Origin of the sequence: Phenylobacterium zucineum HLK1 (assembly GCF_000017265.1) — a bacterium.
GTDB classification, from domain to species: domain Bacteria; phylum Pseudomonadota; class Alphaproteobacteria; order Caulobacterales; family Caulobacteraceae; genus Phenylobacterium; species Phenylobacterium zucineum.
Window position 1 is genome coordinate 2,887,477 of record NC_011144.1, and the last position, 18,127, is coordinate 2,905,603.

Annotated in this window: 15 protein-coding genes; 3 read left to right on the forward strand and 12 right to left on the reverse strand. The window is 69.5% G+C overall.

Annotation, left to right across the window (positions count from 1 at the left end):
• Window positions 1-158: 158 nt before the first annotated feature.
• Window positions 159-881, forward strand: coding sequence for a TetR/AcrR family transcriptional regulator (locus PHZ_RS13930; protein ID WP_012523063.1), 723 nt, complete (start codon window positions 159-161; stop codon window positions 879-881).
• A gap of 18 nt (window positions 882-899) precedes the next feature.
• On the opposite strand, the gene PHZ_RS13935 is transcribed toward PHZ_RS13930, so the two are convergent.
• The 4 genes from PHZ_RS13935 to PHZ_RS13950 all read right to left on the reverse strand — a co-directional run bounded on the left by PHZ_RS13935 (window position 900) and on the right by PHZ_RS13950 (window position 7,788).
• Entirely contained in the window at window positions 900-2,372 is a 1,473-nt protein-coding gene (locus PHZ_RS13935; RefSeq protein WP_012523064.1) for an AMP-binding protein, read from the reverse strand.
• A 213-nt stretch (window positions 2,373-2,585) separates the two neighbouring features.
• Window positions 2,586-3,584, reverse strand: a complete 999-nt coding sequence (locus PHZ_RS13940; protein ID WP_012523065.1) for an NAD(P)H-dependent flavin oxidoreductase — start codon at window positions 3,582-3,584, stop codon at window positions 2,586-2,588.
• 18 nt (window positions 3,585-3,602) lie between these two features.
• Window positions 3,603-5,477 (reverse strand): feruloyl-CoA synthase, encoded by a 1,875-nt coding sequence (locus tag PHZ_RS13945; protein WP_012523066.1) that lies wholly within the window; start codon window positions 5,475-5,477, stop codon window positions 3,603-3,605.
• Between the two features lie 76 nt (window positions 5,478-5,553).
• A complete protein-coding gene (locus PHZ_RS13950; RefSeq protein WP_012523067.1) occupies window positions 5,554-7,788 on the reverse strand; it encodes a TonB-dependent receptor in 2,235 nt (744 codons plus the stop codon).
• Window positions 7,789-7,958: 170 nt separating this feature from the next.
• On the opposite strand from PHZ_RS13950, the gene PHZ_RS23160 reads away from it, so the two are divergent.
• A complete protein-coding gene (locus PHZ_RS23160) occupies window positions 7,959-8,951 on the forward strand; it encodes a LysR family transcriptional regulator (protein WP_012523068.1) in 993 nt (330 codons plus the stop codon).
• Window positions 8,914-9,279, forward strand: coding sequence for an EthD domain-containing protein (locus tag PHZ_RS13960; protein WP_012523069.1), 366 nt, complete (start codon window positions 8,914-8,916; stop codon window positions 9,277-9,279). Before PHZ_RS23160 ends, PHZ_RS13960 begins: the two co-directional genes overlap by 38 nt.
• Window positions 9,280-9,323: 44 nt before the next feature.
• Here the strand turns inward: PHZ_RS13960 and PHZ_RS13965 are convergent, their stop codons facing one another.
• The 8 genes from PHZ_RS13965 to PHZ_RS14000 form a co-directional block, all read right to left on the reverse strand.
• Window positions 9,324-9,806, reverse strand: a complete 483-nt coding sequence (locus PHZ_RS13965) for a PaaI family thioesterase (RefSeq protein ID WP_012523070.1) — start codon at window positions 9,804-9,806, stop codon at window positions 9,324-9,326.
• A gap of 46 nt (window positions 9,807-9,852) precedes the next feature.
• Window positions 9,853-10,998, reverse strand: coding sequence for an acyl-CoA dehydrogenase family protein (locus PHZ_RS13970; RefSeq protein WP_012523071.1), 1,146 nt, complete (start codon window positions 10,996-10,998; stop codon window positions 9,853-9,855).
• Window positions 10,998-12,203, reverse strand: coding sequence for an acetyl-CoA acetyltransferase (locus PHZ_RS13975; RefSeq protein ID WP_012523072.1), 1,206 nt, complete (start codon window positions 12,201-12,203; stop codon window positions 10,998-11,000). Before PHZ_RS13975 ends, PHZ_RS13970 begins: the two co-directional genes overlap by 1 nt.
• Before the next feature lie 11 nt (window positions 12,204-12,214).
• Entirely contained in the window at window positions 12,215-13,687 is a 1,473-nt protein-coding gene (locus PHZ_RS13980; protein ID WP_041373555.1) for a hydroxymethylglutaryl-CoA synthase family protein, read from the reverse strand.
• 2 nt (window positions 13,688-13,689) lie between these two features.
• A complete protein-coding gene (locus tag PHZ_RS13985; RefSeq protein WP_012523074.1) occupies window positions 13,690-14,556 on the reverse strand; it encodes a MaoC/PaaZ C-terminal domain-containing protein in 867 nt (288 codons plus the stop codon).
• A gap of 151 nt (window positions 14,557-14,707) precedes the next feature.
• Complete coding sequence (locus tag PHZ_RS13990) at window positions 14,708-15,952, reverse strand: CaiB/BaiF CoA transferase family protein (RefSeq protein ID WP_012523075.1); 1,245 nt, start codon at window positions 15,950-15,952, stop codon at window positions 14,708-14,710.
• A gap of 51 nt (window positions 15,953-16,003) precedes the next feature.
• The gene (locus PHZ_RS13995) at window positions 16,004-16,780 is read right to left on the reverse strand and encodes an enoyl-CoA hydratase/isomerase family protein (protein WP_012523076.1); all 777 of its coding nucleotides are present in this window, start codon (window positions 16,778-16,780) and stop codon (window positions 16,004-16,006) included.
• A gap of 54 nt (window positions 16,781-16,834) precedes the next feature.
• Complete coding sequence (locus PHZ_RS14000) at window positions 16,835-18,094, reverse strand: FAS1-like dehydratase domain-containing protein (RefSeq protein ID WP_012523077.1); 1,260 nt, start codon at window positions 18,092-18,094, stop codon at window positions 16,835-16,837.
• Window positions 18,095-18,127 lie beyond the last annotated feature (33 nt).

Sequence of the window (18,127 nt, forward strand, 5' to 3'; positions counted from 1 at the left end):
CCGGATCGGGACGGTCAAGTTCATTCATTTAGTGCTAAATAAGTTTCTAGCGCCGAGCCGCCGTTCCTTGACCGGGCGGGGCCGCCGCCCCATCGTTCGGCTGAATCACGGGGGACGGCGTATTCCCCCGACGCGTCGGATCAGGAAGGCCGGAGGTCATGGCGGCAGCGCCGAAACGCGAGGGTCGCCAAACGCGCGAGCAGCCGAAGCGCGGCGGCCGCCGCACGCGCGCCGAGCAGCGGGCGACCACCGTCAAGCTGATCCTCGACACCGCCGAAGACCTCTTCGCCCAGCTCGGCTACTTCGGCGTGACCATCAAGGACGTGGGCGACCGCATGGGCATCCACCCGGCGCTGATCCACTACTATTTCGATGGCAAGAAGGCGCTGTTCGACGCCGTCTGGGAGCGCCGCATGGAATATGCGGTCACCACCCGGACGGCCGGGCTGGACGCCTACGAGGCCGAGGTCGGCGACCGGCCGACGGTCGAGGGCGCGCTGCGGGCCTACTACGACCAGGCGTTCGACGTGTACATCAACGGGGACGAGGGCTGGCGCAACTTCGGCCGGATCTTCGCCCAGGTGAACAACGCGCCCGGCTACGGCGCCGAGAAGATGGACACCTATTTCGATCCCCTGGTGCTGCGCCTGATCGGCCTGCTGCAGAAGGCCCTGCCCGACGCGCAGCCGGAGGACCTCTTCTGGAGTTTCCAGTTCACCTCGGGCGCCTATTCGCTGATCCTCTCGCGGACCGGCCGCATCGACCGCCTGTCGGGCGGATTGTGCGCGTCCGACGACTTCGAGGCGGTCCGCGAGCGCTTCGTCACCTTCATGGCCGGCGGGTTCGAGGCGCTGTACGGGCGCAGGAAACAGGCCGGATAGGCGCGCTCACGCGCCACCTCACGCCTCCTCCACCCTCGCCTGGCCCAGCCTCGCCTGACGGAGCGCCGCCCGGCGCACCTTGCCGGCCTCGTCGCGCAGGGGCTCGCCCGTGAACTCCAGGGTCCTGGGGCGCTTGTAGGACGCCAGCCGCCCCGCCACGAACGCGAGCAGCTCCGCCTCGTCGGGCCTCCCGCCCTCCACGGGCTGGACGATCGCGTGGACGCGCGCGCCCCACTCCTCGTCCGGCAGGCCGATCACTGCGCTGCTCCGCACGTCCGGATGCGCCTCGAGCGCGGCCTCCACCTCCGCCGGGTAGATGTTCGCCCCACCCGAGATGATCAGGTCGTTGCGGCGGTCCGACAGGTACAGGTAGCCCTCCTCGTCCACGTGCCCCAGGTCGCCCTGGGTCTCCCACTCGCCGACCCGCTTCGGCGTGCTGCCGAGGTAGTGGTAGGTCGAGCCCGGACCGCCGGCCGGCCGGAAGTAGACCTCGCCGACCTCGCCCACGGGCCGCTCCTGGCCGGCGTCATCCAGGATCTTCAGCGCGTAGCCCTCGCGAACCCGTCCCACCGAGCCGCGATGGGTCAGCCAGTCCGCGCCGGAGATCATGGTCGAGCCGGTGCCCTCGGTCGTGCCGTAGTATTCCCAGACCCGCTCGCTCCCCAGCCAGCCGATCCACGCCTCCTTGAGCCACGGGGCGCAGGGGGCGGCCATGTGCAGCATCAGGCGCAGGCTGGGCAGGGTGAAGCGCGACAGCACGTCTGGGCCGAGGCGCCAGATGCGATGCATCATCGTCGGCACCATGGTGACCCAGTTCACCTCGTGCGCCTCGATCAGCTCCAGGGCCCGAAGCGGGTCGAACCGGCCCATCTCGACGATCGTGGCGCCGACGAAGAGGCCCATGCTGATGCAGTGGAACGGGGCGTTGTGGTAGAGCGGCCCCGGATTGAGGATCACGTCGCCGGGGCGCTGCAGCAGGAAGCCCTCGCGCGGGTCCCAGCGCGCCGGCGTCGCGTCCACGATCACCTTGGGGCGGCCGGTCGAACCGCCGCTCGTCATCGCCTTCCAGTGCGGCGAGACGGCCGCGGGCAGCGGATCGGCCGAATACCCCTCCAGGCCCGGCAGGTTCGCGGGAAGCGCCGGCGTCCCCGGTCCCGGCGGCTCGCCGACGAACAGCCTTGGGCGGACGAGATCGAGAATGGCCTCCATCTCCGGGCGCGCGAGCCTGGCCGAGACGATGTTCGGGATCGCCCCCAGCTTCCAGATCGAAAAGACGGTCTCGTAGAACTCGGCGCCGTTCGGCAAGGCGACGGTGACGAAGTCGCCCGCCATGACGCCATGCGCCGCCAGCATCCGCGCCCGCCGGTTCGCCCGCGCGTCCAGCTCGCCGAAACCGACCGCGGCGCCCTCCACGACCAACGCCGCGCGGCCTGGCGACCGGCGTGCGTGGTAGGCCAGGATGGAACCGAGCGGGACACCCTCGTTGGACATATCGGCGACGCCTCCCTGGACGCCCTCCCCGCTCACGCCGCCTTTGCGTCGGCGCGTGCGGATCAGGGCGACTGAAACAGTGGCGTCATTAATTTAGTCGCTAGTGAATGAAAAGCCGAAATCCCCGTCCTGCGCAACGGCGGTCGTGGAGAGCGAAAGAGCCGCCGGAGCGACCCGGCGGCTCTCTTGTTTTCAGGACGGTGTGGTGTCGGCTCAGGCCGGCTGCAGGCTCTTGTGGCCGACCATGCGGGCCAGGCGCGCCTCGATGATCTCCTCGGCCTCGCGGACCATGCGGTGGATCAGTTCGGCGCAGGTCGGGATGTCGTGGATCAGGCCCTGGACCATGCCCGCCGACCAGATGCCGTAGTCCGGGTCGCCCTGCTCGTAGACCACCTTGCCGCGGGCGCCGGCCACCAGGTCCTTCACGTCCTCGAACTTGGCCCCGCCGCGCCGCTCTATGGCCACCACCTCGTCCGAGACCGCGTTCTTCGCCACCCGTGCGGTGTTGTGCATCGTGCGGAAGATCAGGTTGGTCTGCCGCTCGTCGTTGGCGACGATCTGCTCCTTCACCTTCTGGTGGATCGGGCTCTCGGCGGTGCACATGAAGCGCGTGCCCATGTTCACCCCGTCGGCGCCCAGCGCCAGGGCCGCCACCAGGCCGCGCGCGTCGCCGAAGCCGCCCGAGGCGATCATCGGGATCTTCACCTTGTCGGCCGCCGCCGGGATCAGGATCAGGCCCGGGATGTCGTCCTCGCCCGGATGGCCCGCGCACTCGAAGCCGTCGATGGAGATCGCGTCCACGCCCATCCGCTCGGCCGACAGCGCGTGGCGGACCGCCGTGCACTTGTGGATCACCTTGATCCCGTGCTCCTTGAAGTGGTCGACGTGCTCCTGCGGCTTGTAGCCGGCCGTCTCGACGATCTTCACCCCCGAGTCGATGATCGCCTGCCGGTACTCGGCGTACGGCGGCGGCGTGATCGCCGGCAGGATCGTCAGATTCACCCCGAACGGCTTGTCCGTCAGCTTCTGGCAGCGCTCGATCTCGCGGCGCAGGTCGTCCGGCGTCGGCTGCGTCAGCGCGGTGATGAAGCCCAGGCCGCCGGCGTTGGCCACCGCCGCCACCAGCTCGGCCCGGCCGACCCACTGCATGCCCCCCTGCACGATGGGGTGCTCGACCCCGAAGGTCTCGGTGAAACGGGTCTTGAGCGCCATGGGTCCTCCTGCGGCCGGCTAGGCCGTCAATTCCGGTGCGATGATCAGGTCCGGCCCACGCTCGGCGGCGTAGAGCGCTTCCACCTGAGCAGCGCGGTTCCGCAGGACCGCGCGCTGGTTGATGTAGCCCTTCTCGGCGATCTCATCGCCGGTCGCCGGCGCATCCAGCAGGAGGAGGCGCGCGACGCGTCTCGATGAGCCGCCCGCCGTTTCGTTGTGCTGCGCCAGCCGTTCGCGGATGAACGCCGACAGCTTGGGGGCGCGGCAGATCTCGGCGAGCGAAGCGTCCCTGCCGAGCCCCGCCACTGCCGCGGCTTCCACGCGGCGCACCCAGGCCAGGACACAGATCTCGTCGCGGTTCTCGCCGGCGATGACGGCGTCCTCGAGCACCGGCGAGAGGGCCTCGATTAGCGCCAGGCGCAGCGGCCCCACCGACACCCACGTGCCGGTGGCCAGCTTGAAGTTCTCGGTCACCCGGCCGTCGAAGATCAGGCCGCGGCTGGGATTCTCGGGATCGACGAAGCGGGCGGCGTCGCCGGTGCGGTAGAAGCCCTCCTCGTCGAACGCCTTGGCGGTGGCCTCCGGGTCGCCCAAGTAGCCCGGCGTCACGGTGTCGCCCTTCGCCCGGATCTCGAGCTTATCGCCGACAGGCGCAAGCTTGACCGTGATGCCCGGGAACGGAAGTCCGATGGGACCGGTGTAGTCGAGCGGCTCGGAAACGATGGTGACCCCCTGGGTCTCCGTCGAGCCATACTTGGTGCTGATCGGGATGCGTTGGCCGGTCGCGGCGATGGACAGCGCCTGTAGGCGCTCGAACAGGTCCTGCGACAGGCCCGCCGTCGAGTAGTTGAGATACCGCAGGCGACCGAAGAAGTGGTCGCGCAGGGCGGCATCCGCCTCCATCGCCGCCACCAGATGCGAGAAGAAGATCGGCGTGGACCCGTACTCGCGGGGCTGGATCTCCCGCAGGTTCCGGAGCGTCTCGTCGAACTGCCCGGCGACCGGGCGACCCTCGTCGATGTAGAGACAGGCGCCGTCGTTGATCACGTCGCCGAACAGGACGTTTGTCCCGCCGACGTGGCTCCAGGGCAGCCACGACAGGTAGGCGCCCGGCGCCTCGTCCTCTTCGTCGCGGATGTAGAGCGCATCGTGCTGGGCGATGATCGCCGTCAGCATGCGCTGGGTCTGGATCACCCCCTTCGGCCGCCCAGTGGACCCCGACGTGAAGATGGTCTTGGCGAAGGTGTCGGGCGTGATTGCGGCGATCGAGGCATCCACGGCCGCAGTCGGCGGCGTCGCGATCAGCTCGGCGTAGCTGAGGCTCGGGACGTCGCTCGGCGTGACGGTGATCACCTTCACGCCGTCGAGCGGCAGGGCCTTCAGCGCGCGCGAGAACGCCGGCCCGTCGTCGGCGAAGACGATCTTCGGCCGGCAGGTGGCGAACACGTGCTGCAGACGGGAGAAGTCCCCGGCGACGAGCGAATAGCCGGACGAGACGGGCGCGAACGGCGCGCGGGCCATCTGGGCGGCCAGGGAGATCACGGCGTGTTCGATGGAAGGGCCCGACAGGACCATGACGCCCGCATCCTGCCCGGCCCCGAGGTCGAGGAGCGCCTGGGCGAGCGCGCGGGATTGCGTCAGCGCCTCGCCGAACGTGATCTTGCGCCACTCGCCCCACCCGCCGCCGGCGAGCGGCTCGCGCTTGGCGACCATGGGACGGTCCGGAAACGCCTGGGCCCGGGCCTGGAAGAGGTGCGGGATGGAGCGCCAGGGCTCGGGCATCTCGTAGTTCTGCTCGAGGATATAGCTGCCGTCCGGGCGCGCCTGGCAGGTTACGTTGGGCTTGCGGATCGGCAGGGGACGGTAGGCGGGCGCGTCCAGGCGGTTGGGCATGATCGGGCGAACCGTATGTCAGCAACGAAGACGGGCGCGACGGCCGGAACCGCCGCGCCCAGGGGGGAGGATCAGTCTACCAGGCGTAGGACACCTTCACCCCGGTTGTGCGGGGTTTGGCCAGCACCTGGGTTTCGCCCGAAGGCGAGATCACGCGGGTGAGGCTGTAGGTTTCGTCGAGGAGGTTCTCACCCCAGACCGAGAGCGAAATCCGGTCGCCCGGCAGGTTCCAGGTGATGTCCCCATTCACCAGCCAGATGGCGTCTTCCTTGAAGTAGTTCAGCGTGTCCCAGTAGGACTTGCCCTTGTAGTAGGCGTTGCCGGTGAAGACGATTTCGCCGGCCTCGGTGTCGAGGGTGTAGTCGAAACCCACGTTGGCGGTCAGGAACGGCGTGCGGATGATGTCGTTACCGGACACGTTGCAGAACGCGGACCGGTTGCCGCCGGCCAGCGCGCCAGAGCCGAGCACGCAGGGCGTCGACGCCGGCGGATTGACCGCCGTCTGCGGCAGGTAGACGAGCGAGGACGGGAAGTCCTTGTACTCGCCCTTGATCCACGACAGTCCGAGGCGGACGTTCAAGTTGTCGCTGGCCCGGACGAAGGCCTCGCCCTCCAGGCCGTAGATGTCGGCGCCGCCGGCGTTCTGCAGCGCGGACGACAGGGTGACCGGATCGCGGACGTTCGACTGCAGCCCGTTGTAGTCGGTGTAGTAGGCCGCCGCGTTCAGGCGCAGCCAGCGGGTGGGATCGGATTTCACGCCGACCTCGTACTGAGTGACCTTCTCGGGATCGACCGGCACGGCCGCCGCCGGGTTCGAGGCGCTGGCGTTGAAGACGCCGCTCTTGAAGGCGCGGCCGGCCTTCGCATAGAGGTTGAGCCGCGGATCTGGCTGGTACTGGATCACCGCCGTCGGGCTGAAGTCCTCGAAGGTCTTCTCGCCGCTCAGGGTGGTGATCGTCGTCGCGCCGACCCGGCTCCGGTACTTCTTGGTCTCGTGGCTGTAGCGGCCGCCGAGCGTGACCGTCCAGGCCTCACCGAGCTTCAGCGATCCCTGCATGTAGAGAGCGAAGGCGTCGGTATCGATCCGCGGCCGGGTCACGCTGATCGCCTGGTTGCCTACCACGCCGGCCAGCGAGACCGGCCGGCTGTAGGTGGTGGACTGGGGGCTCATTCCCGAGGTGTCGCGGAAGTAGACGGCGCCGGCGATCCAGCTGAAGGGGCCGTCGTTGTTCGAGGTGGCGTACACCTCCTGATAGATGTTGTCCGACACCTGGACGTAGGTGAGCGTGGCGATCTCCAGCGGCGTGCCGTCGGAGTCGGCCTTGATGCGCAGCTTGTTGTCCGCAAAGCCGGTGACCGATGTGATCGTGAACGGCTCAAGCCGGAAGATACCTGTCACCGACGCGGTGGCGCTCCGCAGCTTGTTGTAGGGGTGGTAGGAGAGCGTGGAGTCGAAGGCGCGCGTGGTCACCGTGTTACCGGGAACCCGGGCTCCCACGGTGTTGCCGTTGGGAAGCCGGTAGGCCTCGCCGGTCGACTCGACGTTGTTGGTGTAACCCGCCGAGAGGCGCAGCTCGACGACGTCGGTCGGCCGCACCACGAGCTTGCTGCGTACCGAGTAGTTCTCCACCGCGCCGTAGGTGTCGTTCCGCAGCGGGTCGTCGATATAGCCGTCGTCCTTGACCCCGTAGAACGCGAGGTCGCCGGCGATCGTATCGGTGCCGCCCGAAACATAGGCCTTGCCGATGATCTCGTCGAAGCTGCCGTAGCTGACCGACGCGCGGCCCTCGAAGCCCTCCCGAGGCGTCTTGGTGATGACGTTGATCGCCCCGCCCGTGGCGTTGCGGCCGAGGAGCGCCCCTTGCGGCCCCTTCAGCACCTCGATCCGCTCGATGTTGTTGAACTGCAGGTCCGAGGCGGCGATGAACGAGACGTAGACGCCGTCGATGTAGACGGGCACCACCGATTCATCCCCAGCGCCCACGCCGCGGACGCCGATGCCGCGGATGGTCGGCTGCGGCGAAAACACCGACTGGGTGAAGTTCAGTCCCGGGGTGACCTGCGAGAGCTCCTTCGAGCCCTCGATGCCCAGCCGCTCCAGTTGGTTCCCCGTGTAGGCGCTCACGGCGGCCGGAACGTCCTGGAGACGCTCCTCGCGCCGCTGAGCCGTGACGATCACCTCCTCGACCGCGGCGACCTGCGCCGAGGCGGCGTCCTGTCCGTATGCGAGCGACGGCGCGGCCAGACCGACCGCCGTGCCAATGAGCAGCGCCAGGCGCGCGCGCGCGCCGCCGGATTTTACGATGTGCATCTGACCCTCCCTACGTCGTGGGGCCTTGAGCCCTTTTTCTTCTCGACGAGCGAAGGATGGCCCGGCGCCGGCTGATGATCAAATATATTTATATAATAGAACTATTTCCAAATCCGATGGATGCGATATGGATGACGTGGGGGCGCTACACAGGCTGACTGGAGGCGCGTTTGGGGTTCGATCCGAGACTCGCCGTCACCTTCGCGGTCGTGGCCGAGGAGCTGTCGTTCACCCGCGCCGCCGAACGGCTCGGCGTGGCGCAGCCCTGGGTGTCGGAACAGATCCGCCGTCTCGAGGACCGCCTGCAGCTGCGCCTGCTCGCGCGCACGTCGCGGCACACTGAACTCACCGCCGAAGGCCGCGCCTTCCTGCCCTACGCCCAGGCGCTCGCCCAGGCGAACGAGGCGGCGCAGCGGTGGGCGCGCGACCTGCGGTCGGCTCACGGCGTCCTACGCCTCGGCGCCGTCGATTTCGTCAACGCCTATCCGGAGCGCTCCGCGCTGATCGAGAGCTTCCTCTCGGCAGAGCCCCAGGTGGACCTGCAGATCGTCAACGGCCCCGCGGACGACCTGCTGCGGAGGCTGGCGCAAGCCGAGCTGGACGCGGTCATCGCCTTCGATACATCGGCGGCCGATCACCCCAGGATCCGGCCGGCCGCCCTGATCTGCCAGAGGCTCGCGGGCGTGCTCGCGCCGCAGGAGCACCCCATAGCCTCCGGCGCCTCGGCCCGCCTGAGCGACCTGGCGGGATGCGTCGTGGTCACATCCCCGGGCCGCTCGGATCCCGTCGCGCTCCGCGCCACCTGGGACGCCCTCTCCCGCCACGGGGCGCAGCTGTTCCCCGCGCCCGAGGCGAACCGGGCCACGATCGAGAACCTCGCCCGCGCGCGTCGCTGGTCTTGCCTGCGATGGACGACGAACGAGGAGCCCCGCCAGACCTTCGGCGACATGGTTTTCCTGCCGCTCGAGGGGACGCCGCTGCGCCTGCAGCTGGCGGTCCTGACCGTCGAGGGCAAGCGCGGCAACCCCCTGGTCGGCCAGCTCTGCCGCCTCGCGCAGGAGCTCCGCGGGGCGGCTGACCCTAGCGAACAACAAGCCCGCGGGCCCGCCCCCATCCAGAGGACCCATGATCAAGCTCACCTTCTGCCTCCACCGCCGTCCTGAACTCAGCCGCGAGGCGTTCCAGGACTATTGGCGAAACACCCACGCGCCCCTGGTGCGCAGCGTCGCCGAAACGCTCCGCATTCGCCGATATGTGCAGGTCCACAGTCTCGCCGATGAGGTCGGCATGGGCATGGCCGCCAGCCGGGGCTCCCCGGGACCGTACGACGGCGTCGCCGAACTCTGGTTCGACAGCATCGAGTCGATCCTCGAGAACGGGCGGCGCCCGGAAGCGCGCGAGGCCGCCGCGCTCCTGCTCGAGGACGAGCGCCGGTTCATCGATCTCGCCCGCTCGCCGATCTGGCTCGGCGAGGAGCACGTCGTGATCTGACCGCGCCCGGCCGGCTGACCCGCCCAGGACGCCCGAGCGGCCGCTCAGGCGCCGCTTGTGGTCGCCTCGGCCTGCCCGCCGGCGCCCAGCGTGCCCAGGCGCTGCAGCGGGATGACGAGCTGTTGCGCCACGGCCTTCGCCACCAGGCCGTTGTCGTCCAGGCGTCGAAGCTCGCATTCGGTCGAGATGATGCTACGGTTGGCGTGCGCCACGCGCGCCTCGATCACCAGGGGCTGGCCGCGAGCCTGCCCCAGCATCTGCACCTGCAGGTTCACGGTGGTGAAGGCGCGGCCCTCCGGGATCACCGTGTAGGCGCTGTAGGCGAGCATCTGGTCGGCCAGGGCGGCGATATAGCCGCCGAACATCCGGCCGTCCGCGAACAGGACCTCCGGCGTCGGACGCCAGACCTTGCGGACCCAGTTCTCTCCCCAGGCGTCGACGCCCCCGAGGCGGAGCGTCTCGTGCACCGGCTGGGGCCTCGCCTCGCCGCGCACGATCGAGTCGAGCGTGTCGGTCCCTCGGCTCATCGCACTCCCCTCCTCGGACCCGGATGGACCATGACGTCGCGCAGGCTCATGCGGCCCGCCGCAGCATCTCGCGCGCGATGACCAGCTGCTGGATCTGGGTGGTGCCCTCGTAGATCCGGAACAGGCGAACGTCGCGGTAGAACCGCTCGACGGGCGTGTCGCGCATGTATCCGGCGCCGCCGTGGATCTGCACAGCCCGGTCGGCGATGCGCCCGACCATCTCGGCGGCGAACATCTTGCAGCACGAGGCCTCGAGCGAGATCCGCTGCCCCGCGTCGTATCGGCGGGCGGCGTCGCGCAGCATGCTCTCCGCCGCGTAGAGTTCGGCCTGGCTGTCCGCGAGCATGGCCTGGACGAGCTGGAAGCCGGCGATCGCCTGGCCGAACTGCTGACGTTCACGTGCATAGGCGAGCGCTTCGTGGAGGATGCGCCGGGCCTGACCGACGCACGCGGCCGTCACATTGAGCCGGCCGCGGTCGAGCACCTTCATGGCGGTGGCGAAGCCCCGCCCCTCGACGCCGCCCAGGACGTTGGCGGCGGGCACGCGCACGTCCTGGAGATAGACGTCCGCCGACCACGCGCCCGCCTGCCCCATCTTCCGGTCCTTCGGACCGATCGTCACGCCGGGGGTGTCGGCGGGGACCAGGAAGGCCGTGACGTGCGCGTTCTTCGGCAGACGGTCCGAATGGGTCCGGGCCATGACCGTGATGAGGTCCGCCGTGGGCGCGTTGGTGATGTAGCGCTTGGAGCCGTTGAGGACATAGTGGTCGCCGTCGCGCACCGCCCGGGTCACGAGGCCGGCGCTGTCGGAGCCCGAGCCCGGCTCGGTCAGCGCGAAGCTCGCGACGGCGCCGGCGGCCAGCCTCGGCAGCCATTCGCGCTTCTGCGCTTCGGTCCCGTCCATAACGATGCCTTGCGAGCCCACCCCGAGGTTCATGCTCACCGCGGAGCGGAACGCTGCCGACGCCCAGGCGAGTTCGGCGACGACCTCGACCTCTTCCGCGACCGAGAGGCCGAGGCCGCCGTATTCCTCCGGGATCGTCAGCCCGTAGAGGCCCATCTCCCGGAAGTCGGCGAGCACGCGCTCGGGAACCTCGTCACGCTCGGCGACCTCGGCCTCCAGCGGAACGAGCTTCTCGCGGACGTAGCGCCAAACCGTCTCGCGGAACTGTCCCAGGGTGTCCGCGTCCATCAGGCGCCTTCCAGGCCCACGATGGCCACCGCGCTGACGTTCTGGCTCGGCATGCCGCCGAGGTTGTGGGAAAGCGCCAGCGAGGGCGGGTCCTTGCGCTGGCGTTCGCCGGCGCGGCCAAGCAGCTGCAGATAGTTCTCGTAGATCATCCGAAGACCCGAGGCGCCGATGGGGTGGCCGAAGCACTTCAGGCCGCCGTCGATCTGGCAGGGAATCTGGCCGTCGGCGTCGAACACCCCGTCCAGCACGTCCTTCCAGGCCTCGCCCTCCGCGGAGAGCCCCAGGTCCTCCATCGTCACCAGCTCGGTGACCGAGAAGCAGTCGTGCACCTCCGTCAGGGACAGCTGCTTGCGCGGGTCGGTGACGCCGGCTTCGGCATAGGCCTTCTGGGCCGCGATCCGCGTGGTGTGGAAGTAGCTGCCGTCCCAGCCGCCGCCCTGCAGCTCCCAGCCGTTGGAGGTGGAAATCTGCAGCGCCTTGACGGTCACGAGGTCGGTCTTGCCGAGCGCCCGGGCGATCTCGGGCGTCGTCACGATGGCGCAGGCCGCGCCGTCCGACACGCCGCAGCAGTCGAAGAGGCCCAGCGGCGCGGCGATCATCGGCGCGTTGAGCGCCTGCTCCTCGGTGATCGGCTTGCGCAGGTGCGCCTTGGGGTTCCTGGCGCCGTTCGCGTGGCTCTTCACCGAGACGTGGGCCATGGCCCGCTTCAGGTCGTCGTAGCCGACGCCGTGCTTGGCCCGGTAGGCGCCGGCCAGCTGGGCGAAGAAGCCCGGCGCAGAGCCCGTCACATTGACCATGTCGTAGGTCGTGCCCCGGGTGCGCACGGGCAGGCCGCCGTATCCGGTGTCCTTCAGCTTCTCGACGCCAACAGCCAGCGCGATGTCGCAGGCCCCCGAGGCCACGGCGTAGACCGCGCCACGGAAGCCGTCGGTGCCCGAGGCGCAGTAGTTCTCGACCTTGGTCACCCCGATGTTCGGCAACCTCAGCGCCATCGCCAGCGGGATGCCGCTGGGGCCGATGTTCTGGGCGTCGAAGCCCACGGACAGCCACGCCGCGTCGATCTGGGAAACGTCGATGCCCGCATCGGCGATGGCCTCGTCGAAGGCCTCCACCATCAGGGTCTCGGCGTCGTCGTTCCAGCGCTCACCGAAGCGGGCGCAGCCCATACCCAGGATCGCAACCCGGTCCTTGATGCCGCTCGCCATGACCTTCGCTCCTATTCCGCCGCCAGCTGCGCGGGGTTGCCCGCCAGGTAGTCCGGGACCGCTTTCCAGAAGTACTTCGTGAAGCCCCGCCGATCGTCGACGGCCTTGATCCGGAACATCATGCGCATCGACGCGCCGACCTCCACGTCGTCGGGATCGACGTCGGCGAACTCGACCGTCATCCGGCCGCCCTCCTCGAACTCGATGGCGCCGTACCAGCACGGCGGATCGGGCGAATAGGTCAGGCTGTCGGCCGTGTGGGTGACGATCCGCGCCCGCCGGTCGGCGAAGGGATAGTCCTCCTGCGTGTTCTGGGCCCGGTCGTTCTGCGCCACGCTGATCGGGCTCTTCGGGAATTGGATGGTCCCGGTCTTGGTGCAGCGGCCCCCCACCAGCGCCATGACCGCCTTGCGGCTGCGGTTCAGGGCTGTCAGGGCGGTCTTCTGGTCGAACTCGGCGCGCATGCCACGCTCCACGTTCAGGTGCCCGTTCAGCGTGAGGTACTTCACGTAGTTGGCTTCAGGCTTCTTCCGCGCCAGCCAGCCCGAGACGCCCAGGCCGCGGACCGCCGGCTGGCCGGTCGCCCGGAACACCAGCACGTCGCAGCCCTGGCCGAAGCCGGCCACCACCAGTATCTCGCCGGCCCTGGCGGTCTCGAGCGCATGGGCGAGTAGGATCAGCGGCTGGGCCGTGCCGACCTCGCCCAGCTCGCCGGTCAGCGGATCGACCACGTTCTCCGGGACGATGCCCGAGGCCTTGGCCACCGTGTCGTTCACGCCCTTCATCGGCGCGCCCATGATGAAGTGGTCGACCTCGCCCGCCGTCACCCCGGCCTTGGCCAACGCGCCCTTCACGGCCCTGGGCGCGATCTTGGCGTAGCCTTCGTCGCGGACCCAGCGGGCTTCCCAGTTGTAGTCGAACGCCTTGTCCGCGCCGCGGAAGTGATCGACGAAGTCGATGGAGACGCTGTGGCCGCCCAGGAATTCCGCGGCCACGGCGTCCTCGCCCACCAGCAGCGCCACGGCGGCGTCCCCGGTCGTCAGCTCCAGCTCCGAGGCGGGTTGCGCCCGACGCTTCTCGGACGCGACACACAGCGCTTCGCCCGCCCCGCCCCGCGCGGCGTAGAGCGCGTCCAGCAGCGCCGAGGTGGCGGCCCGCTGGCTGCCCCCGACGTCCATCGCCGCGACCTCGTCGGCGAGGTTCAGGGCCTCCTTGACGATCCCGGCGTTCTGACGGTCGGCGTTCGGATGGCTCGTGGAGGCCAGAACCACGCGGCCGACCCGGCCGCGATCCAGTCCGGCCAGGGCGTCGCGCGCTGCTTCCACGGCCATGGTGATGGCGTCCTCGTCCCAGTTGGCCATCGCGCGCTCGCCCTTGGCCAAGCCCTTGAGGCCGGGCGCGAACCAGGCGTGCGCGGCGGCGATCGCCTGCTTCTGAAGTCGAAGGCGCGGGACATAGGCGCCCGCTGCGATGATCCCGACCATGTCTATGCTCCGAACTCCGCGTATCCGTTCCGCTGCACCACCACGTCGCGGCCGGCGGCGCGCACCTGGAAGGCGGCGCACCCCTCCGGCGCCCGCCAGACGTCGATCTCGAACCGGTCCCCAGGATAGGCCGGGCTGGAGAAGCGTACATCCAGCCTGCGCAGCCGGGCCGGGTCGTCGTCGCAAAGGCTGCGCACGAGGGCGCGGCCCACGATCCCGAAGGCGCCGAGACCATGCAGGATCGGACGGTCGAAGCCGCCCGCCGCGGCTACCTTAGGATCCACGTGCAGGGGGTTGTCGTCGCCCGAGAGCCGATAGATCAGCGCCTGATCCGGCCGCGTGGCGGCGGTGAGGGTCATGTCCGGCGCCCGCTCCGGCGTCGGGTGCGGCCGCGGCGCCCCGTCGGCGCGCCCTCCGAACCCGCCGTCCGCCCGCAGGAAGCTGGACTGGCGCACGGTGGCCAGGAGCTCGCCGGTCAGGTCCCGGTAGACCCGGCGGCTCGAATAGAGGACCGCGCCCTTGTCGCGGCCCTTGTCGTAGATCTCGTCGATGGTGGTGACGCCGCGCAGCCGGCCCTCCACCGGCAAAGGGGCGTGGATCTCGACGGACTGCTCTCCGTGGAGCAGCCGCTCCCAGGTCAGGCCGTACTGGGGATCCTTGGCCCAGAAGCCGGGGTAGGCGAGGACGACGGCCATGGTCGGCAGCGTCTTCAGCCCGTTCTCGTAGACGTACTGCAGTTCACCCGGGTCGGTTGGCCGTTCGGCGCCCACGCCGACGCCGAGCGCATAGAGGATGCAGTCCCGCGGCCGGAGATCCTGGACGGTCTCGATCGGCTCCATCGTCATCAGGCGCTGGTAGTCGAGAGGCATGCTCAGATCGGCCCCCAACAAGAGCGCTTCCGGCGACCGCTCGAGCGGCTGGAAGCTCGGCGCGGCGTCCTCGACACCTTGTCTTTCAGCACCTGCATGCGGCTGGGACTCTCCAATATCGCTGGCCACGGACGCCCGAGGGCGCATGCCTTCAGCCGGTCTCGCCGGCCCCACGGGCCGGCGCCGCCCCGAGGACGCCCTTGCCGCGGAGCGCCTCGACTTCCGACGGTCCCAGCCCGAGCAGCTCGCCCAGCACCTCGTCCGCGTCCTGCCCGAGCAGCGGCGGCGACTGGGGCTCGCACAGCGGCGTGCCCGTCATCCTGATGGGATTGCGCACGACCGGCAGTTCGCCGCCCAGCGCGTGGCGGATCGACAGGACCGAGTCGCGCGCGCGCACCTGGGGGTCCTCAGCCGCTTCGGTGAGCGTCAGCACCGCGCCGGCCATCAGGCCCGCCTCGTTCAGCACCTTCAGCCAGTGCGCCCGCGGGCGCGTGCGGAACATCGCCTCCACGTCGGCCAGCAGGGCTTCCTGGTTATCCGTTCGGAGCCACCGGTCGGCGAAGCGCGGGTCGGCCGCCAGATCCGGCCGCTCGGTCGCGCGGCAGAAACGGGCCCAGTCGGAGTCCGCGCCTATGGTCATCTGAAACCAGCCGTCTGCGGTCTCGAAGGCCCCGCCCGGGATGTAGCCGCGGGTCCGTACGCCGCGCGGCGGCTCTTCGCCCGACAGCAGGGTCGCCACCATCTTGTAGCCGACGAGAGCCAGCCCGGAGTCGAGCAGCGCGAGGTCGATGTGCTGGCCGCCGGCGTTGGCGCTGGAGCGGGCGTAGAGCGCCGCCACCACCGCCAGGGCCCCGTGCATGCCGGCGGAGAAGTCCATGATCGAGACGGGGCTGGCCTGCGGCGGATCCCCCGGTCGGCCCGTCATGCTCATGTAGCCGGTCAGCCCCTGGACGATGTTGTCCATGCCCGGCCGCTCCCGATAGGGGCCGGTCTGCCCGTACCCCGTGACGGACAGGTAGATGACGTCCGGCCGGACGGCGCGGATGGCCTCGTAGTCGAGTCCGCGGCGCGCCAGGTCCCCGACCTTGTAGTTCTCGATGAACACGTCGCAGCTGGCCGCCAGCCGGCGGACGAGCTCGGCGCCGCCCTCTGCGGCCAGGTCGACGGCGATCGACTTCTTGTTGCGGTTCACGGCGACGAACACCGAGCGGTCGGAGGTCTCGCGGCCTTCCGCGTCGCGGACCACGCCAAGCCCCATCTGCCGCATCGGATCGCCGTCCAGCGCCTCGACCTTGATCACCTCGGCGCCGAGGTCGGCCAGCAGCTGGCCCGCCCAGGGCGCGGCGAAGACGCGACCGAGCTCCAGCACACGTACGTTCGACAACGGCGCGGGCATCCTGCCTATCCTCCCTGCCGGGCCACGGGCGGCGCCGACCGATCCACGCCGTCAGGCGCCTTCCGCGGCGGCCTTCTTCTTGGCTTCCTTGGCCGCGCGGAACATGGTCACGAAGGCCTCGGTCTCTCGCGCGAGGACGACGTTAGCGTCATGCTCGCCGGAGTTCTCCCGCAGCAGCTCGCGGGTGAGCTGCATCTGCAGGGCCGGTGCCGCGGCGAGCTTCTCGCCCAGAGCGACGGCCTCCGCCACGACGTCGTCGTCCCCCGCCACTCGGGTGATCAGGCCGATGTCGAGGGCCTCCTGCGCGCTGAGCTTGGCCGAGGAGAGGCAGATGTCCACGGCGTGGCCGTAGCCGACCAGCCGCGGAAGCAGCGCCGTGCAGCCCAGCTCGGGCATCAGCCCCAGCGACAGGAACGGGAACGAGTAGGTCGAGGACGCCCCTCCGATGCGGATGTCGAAGGGCAGGATCTGGGTCACGCCCAGGCCGATCGCGGCGCCGCGGATCGCCCCGATCGTCGGCTTGGACCGGGCCAGGAGATGCAGCCAGCTCGCGTCCTGCGCCATGGACAGCGTCGCCACGTTGGGCCGGCGGCCGGTCTGCGGATCCGGCGGCTCGGGCTCGGCCTTGAAGTCGGTGCCAGCGCAGAACACCGGTCCGTCGTGGGTGATCACGATCGCGCCCACGTCCGCCGAGGCGTTGGCCCGCTCGATGGCGGCGACGGCCTCCCGGTACATCGGCGGGTTCCACGCGTTGCGGCGCTCCTGGCGATCGTAGGTGATCACCGCGACACGGCCGCGCTCCTCGTAGCGCAGAGTCTCGTAGCTCATGGCTGCTCCCGAGCGTAGCGGGCCGGCCCAAGGGCCCGCCCGGCGTTCGTCAGACTAGGACTGCGCGTGGCGCGAGACCTCGTGGGCGAACATGCGGTCGATGTCCTCCTCGGCAGGCCGCGGCAGTTCCACCGCCTTGTCGCGCGTCGGCAGCAGGACGACGGCCTTGCCGGGGGTCACCGTGGTGCCCCACTGGTTCTCCACCCACACCTCGAGGTGCACCTCGTTGCGGCCCTCGACCTGGCGCTTCTCCTGCACCCGGCCTTTGATCCAGTAGGTGTCGCCCGTGTAGACGAAGCGCCGGTGCTGGCACGACAGCTTCCAGAGCCAGCCGTCGTCACCCATCCAGTTGGTGATGATGTTGGTGAGGAAAGTCTCGCGCAGGCCGCCGTAGTCATAGGACACCGGAATGCCGAGCTCGTTGGCCCACTCCTTCTCCCAGTGCAGGCGCTGGACGGTGTCCGGCACGCCCATGGGATTGGGCGTGTACATGCCCGGGACCTTCTTGCGGATCTTGTAGGACAGGCGGAACGCGCCGGGCGGCGTCAACTGCATGCCCCAGCCGATGTGCCAGATGATCAGGTCGCTGGTGCGCATCGGGCCGCGGACGATGGTGGGGAGCTCCTCCCCCTCCTTGACGTCCTCGAAGTAGAGCGTGTTGGCGCCGCGGATGGTCTCGGCCTCGTAGGCGGCGTCGATCTCGGCGAGTTGCTCGGCCGTGTAGGGCTGCGGAAGCTCGTATTCCTTCTTCCGCTCCTTGGAGGCGTGACGCTCGGCGCGCATCCAGGTGCCGCGCTGGATCGCGTGCAGTTCGTCGTCCTGGTTGCGGTAGATGTAGCCCTGGATCTCGGAGACCGTGCGCCCCGAGAAGCTGCTGCGCTCGTTCACCTGCACGCCGATCAGCGCCGACCGCTGCTTCAGCCGGTCGGCCAGCCGCAGCGGACGCCACCACTCGAACTCCATGACGGCTTGGTACGAGCCCAGCCCCACCAGCGGGTCGCCCTTCAGCAGCTGCTTCTGCTCCGCCGTCAGGGGGGCGGAGTCCGGCTCGCCCATAGTGTAGAGGAAGTTGGGCGGCGCGATCAGCCCGCCCCAGCGGGTCTTCTTGCCGTATTCCGGGTCGCACCACAGCGGGTTGTCGTCGCCGTAGCCGAAGGCGAAGTGGCGCGTACCGTCCCAGGTCACCTCGTAGTTATGCGGCGGCGTGGGCTTGTTGTACTGGATGCCGACCCGCTGGCGCAGCTTGGCGATCCCCTCGTCCGTGAGCACGCCGTAGTTGGATGGCGGCTTGTCCTTCAGTGCGGCGTCCGTCATGGCTTTTTCCTCGCTTCCATTGCATCCCGATCT

Bases quoted from the DNA above. Each gene is read 5' to 3' on its own strand.
- PHZ_RS13985 (WP_012523074.1), bottom strand. From the start codon at position 14,556: ATGCCTCTCGACTACCAGCGCCTGATGACGATGGAGCCGATCGAGACC.
- PHZ_RS13940 (WP_012523065.1), bottom strand. From the start codon at position 3,584: ATGGCGCTCAAGACCCGTTTCACCGAGACCTTCGGGGTCGAGCACCCC.
- PHZ_RS13995 (WP_012523076.1), bottom strand. From the start codon at position 16,780: ATGAGCTACGAGACTCTGCGCTACGAGGAGCGCGGCCGTGTCGCGGTG.
- PHZ_RS13945 (WP_012523066.1), bottom strand. From the start codon at position 5,477: ATGCCCAACCGCCTGGACGCGCCCGCCTACCGTCCCCTGCCGATCCGC.
- PHZ_RS13975 (WP_012523072.1), bottom strand. From the start codon at position 12,203: ATGGCGAGCGGCATCAAGGACCGGGTTGCGATCCTGGGTATGGGCTGC.
- PHZ_RS13930 (WP_012523063.1), top strand. From the start codon at position 159: ATGGCGGCAGCGCCGAAACGCGAGGGTCGCCAAACGCGCGAGCAGCCG.
- PHZ_RS13980 (WP_041373555.1), bottom strand. From the start codon at position 13,687: ATGGTCGGGATCATCGCAGCGGGCGCCTATGTCCCGCGCCTTCGACTT.
- PHZ_RS13990 (WP_012523075.1), bottom strand. From the start codon at position 15,952: ATGCCCGCGCCGTTGTCGAACGTACGTGTGCTGGAGCTCGGTCGCGTC.
- PHZ_RS13950 (WP_012523067.1), bottom strand. From the start codon at position 7,788: ATGCACATCGTAAAATCCGGCGGCGCGCGCGCGCGCCTGGCGCTGCTC.
- PHZ_RS14000 (WP_012523077.1), bottom strand. From the start codon at position 18,094: ATGACGGACGCCGCACTGAAGGACAAGCCGCCATCCAACTACGGCGTG.
- PHZ_RS13970 (WP_012523071.1), bottom strand. From the start codon at position 10,998: ATGGACGCGGACACCCTGGGACAGTTCCGCGAGACGGTTTGGCGCTAC.
- PHZ_RS13935 (WP_012523064.1), bottom strand. From the start codon at position 2,372: ATGTCCAACGAGGGTGTCCCGCTCGGTTCCATCCTGGCCTACCACGCA.
- PHZ_RS13965 (WP_012523070.1), bottom strand. From the start codon at position 9,806: ATGAGCCGAGGGACCGACACGCTCGACTCGATCGTGCGCGGCGAGGCG.
- PHZ_RS13960 (WP_012523069.1), top strand. From the start codon at position 8,914: ATGATCAAGCTCACCTTCTGCCTCCACCGCCGTCCTGAACTCAGCCGC.